This window comes from Anaeromyxobacter oryzisoli (assembly GCF_022690765.1).
In the GTDB taxonomy this organism is placed as follows: Bacteria; Myxococcota; Myxococcia; order Myxococcales; family Anaeromyxobacteraceae; genus Anaeromyxobacter; species Anaeromyxobacter oryzisoli.
The window spans coordinates 1-12,257 of sequence record NZ_JALCZA010000032.1; the positions used below are offsets into that span (position 1 = coordinate 1).

14 protein-coding genes and 1 pseudogene are annotated in these 12,257 nt (G+C 73.8%); 5 read left to right on the forward strand and 10 right to left on the reverse strand.

Features of this window, described 5'->3' with window-relative positions:
• Positions 1 to 244 (reverse strand): annotated as a pseudogene (locus MNZ27_RS11820) (DNA-binding response regulator); the annotation flags it as partial.
• 209 nt (positions 245 to 453) lie between these two features.
• Here MNZ27_RS11820 and MNZ27_RS11825 point away from each other — a divergent pair.
• Both MNZ27_RS11825 and MNZ27_RS11830 read left to right on the forward strand, forming a co-directional pair.
• Positions 454 to 1,362 carry a S1C family serine protease gene (locus tag MNZ27_RS11825; protein ID WP_242394278.1) on the forward strand — a complete coding sequence of 303 codons (909 nt, stop codon included), beginning with the start codon at positions 454 to 456 and terminating at the stop codon, positions 1,360 to 1,362.
• Entirely contained in the window at positions 1,359 to 2,261 is a 903-nt protein-coding gene (locus tag MNZ27_RS11830) for a S1C family serine protease (protein WP_242394279.1), read from the forward strand. Before MNZ27_RS11825 ends, MNZ27_RS11830 begins: the two co-directional genes overlap by 4 nt.
• 120 nt (positions 2,262 to 2,381) lie before the next feature.
• Here MNZ27_RS11830 and MNZ27_RS11835 read toward each other — a convergent pair whose 3' ends face one another.
• Positions 2,382 to 3,056: a DUF4142 domain-containing protein gene (locus tag MNZ27_RS11835; RefSeq protein ID WP_242394280.1), complete on the reverse strand. Its 675-nt coding sequence runs from the start codon at positions 3,054 to 3,056 to the stop codon at positions 2,382 to 2,384.
• A 307-nt stretch (positions 3,057 to 3,363) separates the two neighbouring features.
• On the opposite strand from MNZ27_RS11835, the gene MNZ27_RS11840 reads away from it, so the two are divergent.
• On the forward strand, positions 3,364 to 3,756 hold the full coding sequence (locus tag MNZ27_RS11840) for an FHA domain-containing protein (protein ID WP_242394281.1): 393 nt from the start codon (positions 3,364 to 3,366) through the stop codon (positions 3,754 to 3,756).
• Here MNZ27_RS11840 and sufT read toward each other — a convergent pair.
• The 8 genes from sufT to MNZ27_RS11880 all read right to left on the reverse strand — a co-directional run bounded on the left by sufT (position 3,753) and on the right by MNZ27_RS11880 (position 10,848).
• Positions 3,753 to 4,310 (reverse strand): putative Fe-S cluster assembly protein SufT, encoded by a 558-nt coding sequence (gene sufT / locus MNZ27_RS11845; RefSeq protein WP_242394282.1) that lies wholly within the window; start codon positions 4,308 to 4,310, stop codon positions 3,753 to 3,755. The two genes, MNZ27_RS11840 and sufT, sit on opposite strands and share 4 nt — an antisense overlap.
• A 7-nt stretch (positions 4,311 to 4,317) precedes the next feature.
• The gene (sufU, locus tag MNZ27_RS11850) at positions 4,318 to 4,770 is read right to left on the reverse strand and encodes a Fe-S cluster assembly sulfur transfer protein SufU (protein WP_242394283.1); all 453 of its coding nucleotides are present in this window, start codon (positions 4,768 to 4,770) and stop codon (positions 4,318 to 4,320) included.
• 57 nt (positions 4,771 to 4,827) lie between these two features.
• Positions 4,828 to 6,123, reverse strand: coding sequence for a cysteine desulfurase (locus tag MNZ27_RS11855; protein ID WP_242394284.1), 1,296 nt, complete (start codon positions 6,121 to 6,123; stop codon positions 4,828 to 4,830).
• Positions 6,120 to 7,424, reverse strand: coding sequence for a Fe-S cluster assembly protein SufD (gene sufD, locus MNZ27_RS11860; RefSeq protein WP_242394285.1), 1,305 nt, complete (start codon positions 7,422 to 7,424; stop codon positions 6,120 to 6,122). The genes MNZ27_RS11855 and sufD overlap by 4 nt, the downstream gene beginning before the upstream one ends.
• Positions 7,421 to 8,230, reverse strand: a complete 810-nt coding sequence (sufC, locus tag MNZ27_RS11865; protein WP_242394286.1) for a Fe-S cluster assembly ATPase SufC — start codon at positions 8,228 to 8,230, stop codon at positions 7,421 to 7,423. Before sufC ends, sufD begins: the two co-directional genes overlap by 4 nt.
• Positions 8,227 to 9,672, reverse strand: a complete 1,446-nt coding sequence (gene sufB / locus MNZ27_RS11870; RefSeq protein ID WP_242394287.1) for a Fe-S cluster assembly protein SufB — start codon at positions 9,670 to 9,672, stop codon at positions 8,227 to 8,229. The genes sufC and sufB overlap by 4 nt, the downstream gene beginning before the upstream one ends.
• Positions 9,669 to 10,127 carry an SUF system Fe-S cluster assembly regulator gene (locus MNZ27_RS11875; RefSeq protein WP_242394288.1) on the reverse strand — a complete coding sequence of 153 codons (459 nt, stop codon included), beginning with the start codon at positions 10,125 to 10,127 and terminating at the stop codon, positions 9,669 to 9,671. The genes sufB and MNZ27_RS11875 overlap by 4 nt, the downstream gene beginning before the upstream one ends.
• 157 nt (positions 10,128 to 10,284) lie before the next feature.
• Positions 10,285 to 10,848 carry a YaeQ family protein gene (locus MNZ27_RS11880; RefSeq protein ID WP_242394289.1) on the reverse strand — a complete coding sequence of 188 codons (564 nt, stop codon included), beginning with the start codon at positions 10,846 to 10,848 and terminating at the stop codon, positions 10,285 to 10,287.
• Between the two features lie 173 nt (positions 10,849 to 11,021).
• Here MNZ27_RS11880 and MNZ27_RS11885 point away from each other — a divergent pair, with 173 nt between their 5' ends.
• Positions 11,022 to 11,615: a hypothetical protein gene (locus tag MNZ27_RS11885; RefSeq protein WP_242394290.1), complete on the forward strand. Its 594-nt coding sequence runs from the start codon at positions 11,022 to 11,024 to the stop codon at positions 11,613 to 11,615.
• A gap of 11 nt (positions 11,616 to 11,626) precedes the next feature.
• On the forward strand, positions 11,627 to 12,208 hold the full coding sequence (locus MNZ27_RS11890) for a lipoprotein (RefSeq protein WP_242394291.1): 582 nt from the start codon (positions 11,627 to 11,629) through the stop codon (positions 12,206 to 12,208).
• The last annotated feature ends 49 nt before the right edge of the window (positions 12,209 to 12,257 follow it).

Genomic DNA, 12,257 nt, shown 5'->3' on the forward strand with positions numbered 1-12,257 from the left:
GCGCCTCGTCGGCGGCGAGGGCCAGCCCCGGCGCGGCGACGACGGTGGCGAGCCCCGCCGCGCCACCCGGCCCGCCGAGGTCCCAGAGCACCACCGCGGCCGCCGTCTCCGCCACGCGCCGCCCCGCGTCGCGGGGCTCCGCCTCGCCCGCGAGCGCGAGCTCCTCGCGCGAGGCGACGCGCGCCGCGAGGCCGTCGCGGGCGAGCGGATCGGCGGACACGACGAGGACCCGCGGCGGCTCCATGGGAAGTGCATCTAACCGCCCGGCCGCGGGTCGGCCCGGGCCGCGATCGCCGCCCGCCTGCGCGCCCGGCTCGGGGCTCCGCCGCCCCCCCCCCCGCCCTCCCCGTCCGACCAGGTCCCCTGCTGGCCCTCCAGCCGATGTCCGCGCCGCGCGTCCTTCGTAGGCTTCCTCCCGTGCGGCGCCCCGCCGCCGGAAGGAAGCCTGGAGCCATGGAAGCCGACGTCCTCACGCAGCTCTCCACCCGGCTCGCCGACCTCGCCGCGCGGGGGGCCGCCCACGTCGTCCGCGTCGGCGGTCGGCGCGCCCCCTCCTCCGGCGTCGTCTGGTCGGCCGACGGCATCGTCGTCACTACCCACCACACGCTCGATCGCGCCGAAGGGGTCGTCCTCGGGCTCCCCTCCGGCGCGGAGGTGGAGGCGGAGCTGGTCGGGCGCGATCCCACCACCGATCTCGCCGTCCTTCGCGCCGCCGCGGGCGGGCTCGAGCCCGCCGCCTGGGCGGACGAGGCGGCGCTCCGGCCCGGCCAGCTCGTCCTCGGGATCTCGCGCCCCGGCCGCACCCCGCGCGCCGAGCTCGCCACCCTCGTCCGCGCCGGCGGGCCGTTCCGCGCCCCGGGCGGCGGGAAGATCGGCCGCTTCCTCGAGACCACCGTGGAGCGCCACCCGGGCGTCTCCGGCGCGCTCGTCCTCGGGGCCGACGGCGCCGGGATCGGCCTCGCCACCGCGGGGCTCCACCGCGGCGCGGTGCTCGCGGTCCCGCCCTCGACGCTCTCGCGCGTGGTGAAGGCCCTCCTCACCCACGGCGAGATCCGCCGCGGGTACCTCGGCATCGCCACCACCCCGGTGGCGCTCCCCGACGAGGTCCGCGCCGCGACCGGCGAGGAGCTCGGGCTCCTCGTCTCGCGCGTCGAGCCGGAGAGCCCGGCGGCGCGGGCGGGACTCCTCCTCGGCGACGCGATCCTCTCGGTCGGCGGCGAGCGGCTCCAGGATCCCTCCGAGCTCCTCGCGCTCCTCGCCGAGGACCGGATCGGCGACACCGTGACGGTGAAGGTGCTCCGGGCCGGCGAGGTGCGCGACGTGGCGATCACCGTCGGCGCCCGCGGTGGGGGGACGTCGTGACCGCGCTCCAGGGCTTCTCGCGCGACGTCGCGGACCTCGTCGCGCGGGCGGCGCCGGCGGTCGTCGGCGTCGAGCACGGCGGCGGACAGGGCTCGGGGGTGGTCCTCGCCGGCGACGGATACGTGCTCACCAACGCCCACGTCGCGCGGGGCGGCGGACCGCTCCGCGTCCGGATCTCCGGCTCCAGGGTGGTGACCGGGGCGCGAATCGGCATGGACGAGCGGACGGATCTGGCGGTCGTCCGGGCCGAGGCCCGGGACCTGCCGGTCCTGGCGCTCTCGGAGCGCCGGCTCGACGTCGGCGAGCTCGTCGTCGCGATCGGGAACCCGCTCGGGTTCGAGCGGTCGGTGACGGTGGGCGTGGTCTCCGCGCTCCACCGGAACCTGCCCGCCCCGCAGGGCGGGATCCTCGAGGGGCTCGTGCAGACCGACGCGTCGATCAACCCCGGCAACTCCGGCGGCCCGCTCCTCGACGCGCAGGGCGCGGTGGTCGGGATCGCCACCGCGACGCTGCCCTGGGCGCGCGGCATCGGCTTCGCGGTCCCGGCCCACACCGCGAGCTGGGTCGCGGCGGTGCTGATCCGGGAGGGCGAGGTGCGACGACCGCTCCTCGGCATCGCCGCGCGCGGCGAGGATCTCGAGCCGGCGGTGGCGGCGGAGGCCGGCGGTCTCCGCGCGATCCGCGTCCTCGAGGTCGTCGAGGGCTCCCCCGCCCAGGCGGCCGGGCTGCGCCCGGACGACCTGCTCTTGTCGGCGAGCGGGAACACCGTCCGCACGCTCGACGATCTGCAGCGGGTGCTGGTGCTCTCGCAGCGGCCGGCGATCCCGCTCGAGGTGCTCCGCGGCGGCCGTCGTCGGGCGCTCACGATCCGGCCTCGGCCGGCGCTGCGCGCCGCGTGAGCACGGGGGGTAGGTGCCGCGCCAACGCGCGGATCCTGACCGCGCCCCTGCGCAGCCCGAAACGGCGCGCGGGACGGCCAGCGCCGCCCCGCGCAGATCCTCGCACCCGGTCGAGGGGCGCTATTTGCCCATCTCGTGTCCCGCGCCGGTCCCGGTCTCCGGGGCGCCCGACGGCGTGCGCCCCTGCCGCTGCATGCTCTTCTTCTCGGCCTTCGCGATCTTCTCCACGCGCTTCGCCTCCTGGAGGTGCGTCTGCATCCCGGCGTGCGTCTGCTCCAGGAAGGCGGCGAGGTCGGCCTGCTTCTCCTTGCGCGCCTCCTTCGCGAGCTTGTTCACGTCCTTCACGTCCTTCTCGTGGTCCTTCACCATCTGGTTCATGTACGCCTTGTCGAACTCGGCGCCGGTCTTGGTGTGGACCTTCTGCATCGTCTTCTGCGAGTCCTTCTGCGCGTCCTGGAAGGCCTTGCCGTTCAGGTCCACGCCGAGGCCCTGCGCGAGCTCGGTGAGCTTGGCGTCGTTCTTCTGGTGATCGTCCACCATCCGCTGCGCGAACGACTTCACCTGCTCGTCGGTCGCCGAGCTCTGGCCCGCCTGGCCCATCTGGATCTCGGCCTGGTTCGCGGCGTGCAGCCGCTCGAGGCCGTCGCTCAGGGTCTTCTTCACCGCTCCGCCGGCCTTCGCGGCGGTCGGCGCACCGGAGGTGCCGCCCGTGCTGTCCTGCGCGCGGGCGTTCCCGGCGAACGAGATGGCGGCAGCGAGCGCCGCCGCGAGACCCCAACATTGGCTCCTGATCATCTCTCTCCCTCCCTGTCCGAGTGCCGTCCGGCCCTCCGGCGGTAAAGGTGGGGAGGGGACGGACCCACGGCACGTGGCGCGCGGGCGATCGCCCCGCATCGGCGCGGCCCGCCGAGGGGACGCCCGGCGAGCGGCTGGCCGCCGGCTGGCCGGCGCGGATCGCCCACCGCCCGGCGCCCTCGGCGCGGCCTCGATCCGGGCGAGCGCCGGGCGTCGAGCATCCCGCCGGGCGCGGAGACGCGGCGGCGGTCCCGGTCGGCCACGCCGCCCCCTTCACTCACCGGTTGGGGCGTGCTAACGCCATGGCATGGCGAACCTCGACGAGACGCGGGTGAGCGGCGCCCCGCAGGACACCGGCCGGACCGCGACGCCGCCGGCCTCGCTCGTGACGGTGCACTCCGCGGACGCCCACGAGGAGGGCCGTCGCCTGCCGCTCGGCGACGCGGACGTGACGCTCGGGCGCGAGGCGGACAACACGGTGGTGATCGGCTCGGACCAGGCGTCCCGCCGCCACGCGCGGATCTTCGTGTCCGGCGGCGCGCACGTGCTCGTCGATCTCGACTCGACGAACGGGACCTACCTGAACTCGAAGCTCGTGAAGGAGCAGACGCTCCGCGACGGCGACGTGATCCGGATCGCCACGACGGTGCTGAAGTACGCTTGCCCGGACCGGGCGAAGACCTCTCCCGGCCGAGGCTAGAACCCGAGCTGCAGCCTGGCCGCCTCGCTCATCCGCGACGGATCCCACGGCGGGTCGAACACGAGCTCCACCGCGACGTCCTCGACGCCGGGCACGCCGAGCACCTTCTGCCGGACGTCCTCGACGAGGATTGGTCCTATCCCGCAGCCGGGGGCGGTGAGCGTCATGTTCACGAGGACCCGGTGCCCGCCGCCCTCCATCGGCTCCGAGGCGACGAGGTACACGAGCCCGAGCTCGACGATGCTCGCGGGGATCTCCGGGTCGTAGACCGTCCCGAGGGCATCCCAGACCTTCTGCTCGTCGAACGGCCCCTCGGCCGCGGCGGCCCGGGCGGCGGCGGCCCGGGCGACCTCGGCGACGATCTCCGGCCCGAGCGCGTCCGCGTCCTTCCCGTCCACGCGCACCAGCCCGCCGCGCGCGGTCATGGCGGTGATCTGGCCGCCGAGCGTCTGCTGCACCACGAGCCGCGTCCCGGCGGGCAGCGTCATCCGGTTGCCCAGCGGGATCTGCAGCGCCTCGACGTCGCGAACGGTGGTCACGGGGGTGTGTGGCATGGGATCCCTACTCCGTGGAGACCGGCGCCGCGGCGCCCTTGAGCGCCTGGCGAAGCGCGTGCCAGGCGAGGCTCGCGCACTTCACCCGGGTCGGGTAGTCGTGCACGCCGCCGAAGACGGCGAGCTTCCCGAGCGCGTCGTCGTCGCCCAGGCGCGGCCCCTCGGTGACGAGCGCGTGGAAGCGCTCGAACAGCGCGTCGATCTCCGCGGGCGTCTTCCCCTTCACGACCCCGGTCATCACCGAGGCGGACGCCTTCGAGATCGCGCAGCCGCTCCCCTCGAACCGGGCCGCGGCGACGCGGCCGCCGTCCAGTCGCACGTGCACGGTGATCCGGTCGCCGCAGAGCGGGTTCAGCCCCTCGGCGTGGTGGGTCTCGCCCTCCAGCGGCCCGAAGTTGCGCGGCCGCTTGCTGTGGTCGAGGACGACCTCCTGGTACAGGTCGGCGAGCTCATCGGACATGGCAGGCCGCCCCGCGGCAGGTGCGCGCCGCGGCGCGTCCACTGTAAGGAAATGGGTTCACGCGAAGATCTCCCGGACCGCGTGCAGCGCGCGCACGAGCTGCTCGATCTCGCGGGGCGTGCTGTAGGCGGCGAAGGACGCGCGCAGCGTCGCCGAGAGCCCGAGGCGGGCGAGGAGCGGCTGCGCGCAGTGATGACCGGCGCGGACGGCGACGCCGTGCCGGTCGAGGATCGTCCCCGCGTCGTGCGGGTGGACGTCCCCGAGCAGGAAGGAGATCGCGCCCGCCCGCTCGCGCGGCGCCCCGATGATCCGGAGCTCCGGCACCTCGGCGAGCGCGGCGGCGGCGGTGTCGAGGATCGCCCGCTCGTGCGCCGCGATCGCCTCGAGCCCCACCTCCCCCACCCAGTCGAGCGCGGCGCCGAGGCCGACGGCGCCGGCGATGTGTGGCGTCCCCGCCTCGAACTTGTACGGGAGGGCGTTGAAGGTGGTCTTCTCGAAGGAGACCGACAGGATCATGTCGCCGCCGCCCTGCCAGGGCGGCATCTCCTCGAGCAGCGCCCGGCGGCCCCAGAGGACCCCGATGCCGGTCGGTCCGTAGATCTTGTGGCCGCTGAACGCGTAGAAGTCCGCTCCCGCCCGGCCGACGTCGAAGCCGAGGTGCGGCGCCCCCTGCGCGCCGTCCACGAGCACCGGGACGCCCCTCGCGTGGGCGCGCTCGATGATCTCCGCGATGGGCGTCACCGTGCCGAGCGCGTTCGAGACCTGCGTGACCGCGAGGAGGCGGGTGCGGGGCCCGAGCAGCCGGTCGAGGGCGTCGAGCTCGAGGTCGCCCGCGTCGCTGATGGGGACGACCTTCAGCGCCGCGCCCTTCTCCTGGCACAGGAGCTGCCAGGGGACGATGTTCGAGTGGTGCTCGAGGCACGTGACGAGGATCTCGTCGCCGGGCCCGACGCGCTGGCGCCCGAAGGTCTGCGCGACGAGGTTCACCGCCTCGGTGGTCCCCCGCACGAAGATCACCTCGTGCGGATCGTCGGTCCCGAGGAAGCGCGCCACCTTCACGCGCGCCGCCTCCTGGGCGCGCGTCGCGCGCTCGGAGAGGAGGTGGACGCCGCGGTGGACGTTCGCGTTGTCCTCCTCGTAGTACCGCCGGATCGCGTCGATCACCGCCCGCGGCTTCTGCGACGTCGCGGCGTTGTCGAGGTAGGCGAGGGGCTTGCCGCGCACCGGCCGCGCGAGGATCGGGAACTGGGCCCGGATCGCCTCCACGTCGTAGCCGGCCCGGGCCGGCGCCGTGTCGCGCCGCGCGATCGGCCGCGCCGCCGTCTCGCGCTCGTCGAGGGCTCGCGAGGTCATGCCGCCTCCACGATCCGCCCCGCCGCGGGGAGCCGGGCCATCACGAGCGCCTTCCCCCGCGCCCGCAGCGCGGCGGGGCCGATCCGGTCCACCATCTCCGCCGCGAACGCCCAGATGAGGAGGCTGCGCGCCTCCGCCTCCGGGACGCCGCGCGAGCGCAGGTAGAAGAGCGCCGCCTCGTCGAGCTGACCGACCGTCCCGCCGTGGCCGCACTTCACGTCGTCGGCGAAGATCTCGAGCTGCGGCTTCGTGTCCACGACCGCGTCCCGGGAGAGGAGGAGGTTCGAGCTCGTCTGACGCGCGTTGGTCTTCTGCGCGCCGGGGAGGACGCGGATCCGGCCGGCGAACACGCCGCGCGATCGGCCGTCCAGGATCCCCTTGTAGGTCTCGGTGGTGGTGCACCTCGGGACCGCGTGCTCGACCCACGAGAACGCGTCCTGGACCCGCGCGCCGTCGGCCATGAACAGGCCGGAGACCGCGAGCTCCCCGCCCTCGCCCGCGAGGCGGACTCGCACCTCGGTGCGGCCGATCTGCCCGCCGAGGGAGAGGCCGTGCGCGACGAGGCGCGAGGCGGCCGCTTGCTCGGCGAACAGCGTGCTCACGTGGAAGGCGCGCGGGCCGTCGTCCTGGAGCTTCACGTGCTCGACCTGCGCGCCCTCGCCGAGGACGAGCTCGGTCACCGCGTTCACGAGGTAGACGTCCCCGGTGCCGAGGTAGATCTCGGCGAGCGTCGCGCGCGCCCCGGCCCCGGCGACCACCAGCACCCGCGGGCTCGCCGCCACCGGGTGCTCCGCCCCGCCCGCGAAGACGAGCTCGATCGGCGCCTCGACCTCGGCGCCGGGCGGCAGCAGGAGGAACGCGCCGTCCTCGAGCAGCGCGGCGTTCGCGGCGACGAAGGGGAGCGCGGCGGGGGCGGCGAGCCGGCCGAGGTGCGGGCGGATCGCCTCGGGGGCGTGGTGGAGCACGTCGGCGAGGCTCGCGAGGACCGCCCCGGCGGGGAGCCGCGCGCCGGTGGAGAGGTCGCGCCGGAAGCGGCCGTTCTCGAAGACGAGCCGGGCCCCGGCCGGCGCCGGAGCGCCGGCGAGGAGCCGCGCGGCGGGGCCCTCCGCCTCCGGCGGGGCGGTGAAGGTCACCTCCGCGAGCGCGGCGAGGTTGGTGAAGCGCCAGTCCTCGTCCCGGGTGGTGGGCAGCCCCGCGGACCGGAAGCGCGCGACGGCGGCCTGCCGGGCCTCGGCGAGCCAGGCGGGCTCGGCGTGCGCGCGGTGCAGCGCCGAGAGGCTCCGGGCGGCGGCGGAGGTCACGAGACCGCCTCCGCGGCGCGCGCCACCTCCGGTCCCATCCCGTCCGCCCACGCGTAGCCGGTCCGCTCGAGCTCGTCAGCGAGCTCCGGCCCGCCCGAGCGCACGATCCGACCGCCGGCCATGACGTGCACCCGGTCCGGCCGGACGTACTCGAGGAGCCGCTTGTAGTGCGTGACGAGGACGACCGCGCGATCCGGCCGGCGGAGCGCGTTCACGCCGCCCGCGACGACCCGCAGGGCGTCGATGTCCAGCCCGGAGTCGATCTCGTCGAGGACCGCGAGCCGCGGCTCGAGGACCGCCATCTGGAAGATCTCGTTCCGCTTCCGCTCGCCGCCGGAGAAGCCCTCGTTCACCGAGCGGCTCCCGAACGAGGGATCGAGCGCGACGAGCTTCATCTTCTCCTTCGCGAAGGAGAGGAAGTCCATCGCGTCGAGCTCCTCCTCGCCGCGCGCGCGCCGGATCGCGTTCAGGGCGGTGCGGAGGAAGTAGAGGTTGGCCACCCCGGGGATCTCCACCGGGTACTGGAACCCGAGGAACACGCCGGCCGCGGCGCGCGCCTCCGGCACGAGCGCGAGGAGGTCCTGTCCGAGGTAGGTGACCTGACCGCCGGTCACCTCGTAGGCGTCGCGCCCGGCCAGCACGCCGGCGAAGGTGGACTTCCCGGAGCCGTTCGGCCCCATGATCGCGTGCACCTCGCCGGCCCCGATCCGCAGATCGACGCCCTTGAGGATCTCGCGATCCGCGACCTTCGCGCGGAGCCCCGCGACGTCCAGGATGGTCTCCGCGTCCGCCTTCACCTCGGTCATCCCACGCTCCCTTCGAGGCTCATGCCGAGCAGCTTCTGGGCCTCCACCGCGAACTCCATCGGCAGCTCCTTCAAGACCTGCTTCGCGAACCCGTTCACGATCATCGAGACCGCGTCCTCCGGCGAGATGCCGCGCTGCCGGCAGTAGAAGAGCTGCTCCTCGTCGATCTTCGAGGTGGTCGCCTCGTGCTCCACCGTCGCGCTCGGGTTCCGCACCTCGATGTACGGGAACGTGTGGGCGCCGCACCGGTCGCCGATGAGGAGCGAGTCGCACTGCGAGTAGTTGCGAGCGCCCTCGGCCCCCTTCAACACCTTCACCAGGCCGCGGTAGGTGTTCTGCCCCTTCCCCGCGCTGATCCCCTTCGAGATGATCGTCGAGCGGGTGTTCCGGCCGACGTGGATCATCTTCGTGCCGGTGTCCGCCTGCTGGAGGTGGTTCGTGAGGGCGACGGAGTAGAACTCGCCCACCGCGTCGTCGCCCTGGAGGATGCAGGACGGGTACTTCCAGGTGATCGCGGACCCCGTCTCGACCTGGGTCCAGCTGATCTTCGCGCGGCTCATCGCCTTTCCGCGCTTGGTGACGAAGTTGTAGATGCCGCCCTTCCCCTCGGCGTCGCCGGGGTACCAGTTCTGGACGGTGGAGTACTTGACGTGGGCGCCGTCGAGGGCGACGAGCTCGACCACCGCGGCGTGGAGCTGGTTCTCGTCGCGCATCGGCGCGGTGCAGCCCTCGAGGTACGAGACGGACGCGCCCTCGTCGGCGACGATCAGCGTCCGCTCGAACTGGCCGGTGTCCTTCGCGTTGATCCGGAAGTAGGTCGAGAGCTCCATCGGGCAGCGGACGCCCTTCGGGACGTACACGAAGCTGCCGTCGGAGAAGACCGCGCTGTTGAGCGCCGCGAAGAAGTTGTCGGTCGCCGGGACCACCGAGCCGAGGTACCGCTCGACCAGGGCCGGGTGCTGGCGGACCGCCTCGGAGAAAGAGCAGAAGACGATCCCGAGCTCGGCGAGCTTCTTCTTGTAGGTCGTCGCCACCGAGACCGAGTCGAAGACCGCGTCCACCGCGACCCCCGCGAGCCGCATCTGCTCCTCGAGCGGGATGCCGAGCTTCTGGAACGCGCGCTTGACCTCGGGGTCCACCTCGTCCATCGACCCGGGCGCCTTCCTCGGCCGCGGGGCGGAGTAATAGACGATGTCCTGGTAGTCGATCCGCGGGTAGCGGACGTTCGCCCAGGTCGGCTCCTCCATCTCGATCCAGCGCCGGTAGGCCTGGAGCCGCCACTCGAGCATGAAGCGCGGCTCGTCCTTCTTCGCGGAGATGAGGCGAATGACGTCCTCGGACAGGCCCTTCGGGACCTTGTCCTCGTCGACGTCCGTGACGAAGCCGTACCGGTACTTCTGCTCGGTCAGCTCCTTCAGCTGCAGCCGCTCCGCCGTGCTCATGACGCGTGGACTCCGATCGTGATGGGGGCGCTCCCTGCGGCCTCGGCCGGCCCCGCCGGCACCCGGTCCGGCGCGATCGCCGAGAGCGGGAGGTTCTGCAGCGCGCCGTGGATGGCCCGGGACACGGGATCCCAGCTCGACTTCGCGAGGCACGTCGCCTCGATGTCACAGCTCTGGAGCCCGGGCTGCACGCACTGGGTGAGCGCGATCGGACCCTCGAGCGCCTCGACGATCTGCGCGACCGAGATCTGCTCCGCCGGGCGGGCGAGCCCGTACCCTCCGCGCCGCCCGCGGTGCGAGACCACGATCCCCGCCTTCGAGAGCTCCTTGCAGAGCTTCGAGACGGTCGGGAGGGGGACCTTCGAGCGCGCGGCGAGCTCCTGCGCCGTCAGCGTGTGACCGGTCCGCGCGAGGTGCGCGAGGAGCACGATCGCGTAGTCGGTCAGCTTCGACATCCTGATCATCGGCCACCTCCGAGCCCTGCGGCCTCGGCGAGCTCACGCACGCGGCGGCGCCCTGGCGGGGGCGGCGCGAAGCGTCTTGGACTCAACCGGTCCAGTTATAACCAGGCTTGCGCGCTTGTCATGCCGAAGCGCACCCGGTGAGAGCACTTCAGGGTGCAGACGCTTCGTACTCTCGGCGGTGGAGCGGCCCCTCGATAGTACTCCCGTCACGCTCGATGTAGAGATGATCCGCCACCAGCGTCACGGTGGCGCGAATTCTCCTGTCATCACGCGCCGCGAGCGAAGCGAGGAGCGCCGGGTCCGGCGCGGCCAGCTCCACGCTTTCCAGGCGATCCAGCGAGGCCTCCCTCGCCTCCTCGAGGAAGCCGTCCATCTTCCGCGGCGACTCGAAGAGGACCGCCACCCGGGCGCCCGCGTTCCGGGCGACGTCCCGGGCGACGCGCGCCGGCTCCGGCCTCCCGACCCGGACGAGGAGCGACGGGGTGCCGTCGAGCCGGGCGGCCACCACGTCGGCGGCGTCCGGCACGCAGAGCCCAGGGCCGAACTCGATGTGCTCCTCCCACTGCCACAGCAGGGCGAGCACCCGGAGCCAGAGCCGCTCCATCGTCTCGGACGGGTGGCGGGCCACCTTGAGGGTGAGCGCCCGATCGATCCCGCGATCGACGTGCGAGAGCTGGAGGTCGAGGTGGTACAGCGTCGAGGGCAGCGCCATGGCGCAGAGATCGCCGAAATCCCGGGACAAAGCCAGCGCCGCCCCGTCGTCCGCCTGCCGCTCGCGCACTTCTCTCGGTCGGGCCCGAGTGCGCTGCCGCGTCACACGGCCCCCCGATGGCACTCCCTCCGGGCGAGCGGGTATCCTCCTTGTCGCACCCTGTTGGAGGTTCGATGCGCCCGCTGGTCCTCGTCGTCCTGCTCGCCGCCTCGCCGCTCGCCCGTGCCGAGGAGCCGACCGCCGCTGCACCCGCCCCGTCATCCTCGACCGGCTCGCGCTTCGGGCTCCAGCTCGAGGGGGGCCTCCCGGAGGGGCTCGCGGTGGCGCTCACCTTCCGCCCCGTCACCGCGGTGCGGCTCTTCGCGGGGCCGGCGTGGAACTACGTGTCCTTCGGCGGGCAGATCGGCGCGACGGTCGTGCCGTTTCGCTGGGCGATCACCCCCACCCTCTCCGCGGAGGTCGGGCACTACTTCCACGCCGACCTCGCCCGGTTCGTGAACGCGGGATCGGGAGCGCCGGCGGAGGTCGAGCCGCTCCTGAAGGACGTCTCGTACGACTACGCGGCGGCGCACCTCGGGCTCGAGGTCGGCTCGCAGCGCGGCCTCGCCTTCTTCGCCCGCGCCGGGCTCGCCTACGTCCGCATGGTCGCCCACGGCCGGACCGATCCCACCAGCGCCGGCGGCTCGGGCGCCCAGGTCACCTTCGCCGATCCCCGCCTGACCGCGACGATCCCGTCCGTGAAGCTCGGGCTGCAGTACGCGTTCTAGGGGCCGTCGCCATGCGCAAGCACCTCCTCGCCGCGGTCCTCCTCGCCCTGCTCGCCGGCTGCGGCGGCCCGCTCCTGTTCGCCGACCTGACCATCCCGGAGCTCGCGGTCACGCTCCCGCAGCAGGCCTTCCCCGGCATGGCCGCGGACCCGAGCCGGTGGTGCGCGGGCCAGCCGGACTGCGTCACGACGGACCTCACCTACGACCTCGGCGAGCAGGTGAGCGTCCTCACGCGCCCCGACGTGCAGTACGAGCTCCGGCTCACCACCCTCGCCATCGCGCTCGACGCGGCGAGCGCCGGCACCGATCTGCGCGGGGTGAAGTCCGCGTCCGTCGAGGTGTTCCCGCCCGACGGGTCGGCGCCGGTCGTGGTGGCGAGCTACACCCGCGCCGCGTCGGACACGGCGACGCCGACGTCGCTCGCGGTCTCGGGCGACTCGACCCTCGACCTCTCGCCCTTCGTCCAGGCGGGCCAGCTCCACGCCCGCGTCTCGGTGAGCTACGACGCGCCCACGCCCCCCTTCACCGCGGACGTCCGCGCCACCTTCTACCTGAAGGTGAAGCTCGACTACGGGAAGACGCTCGGGCTGTAGGCGCGGCTCCGCCCCCCGGCGCCCGGTCGCGACGCCGATCGCCCGCGGC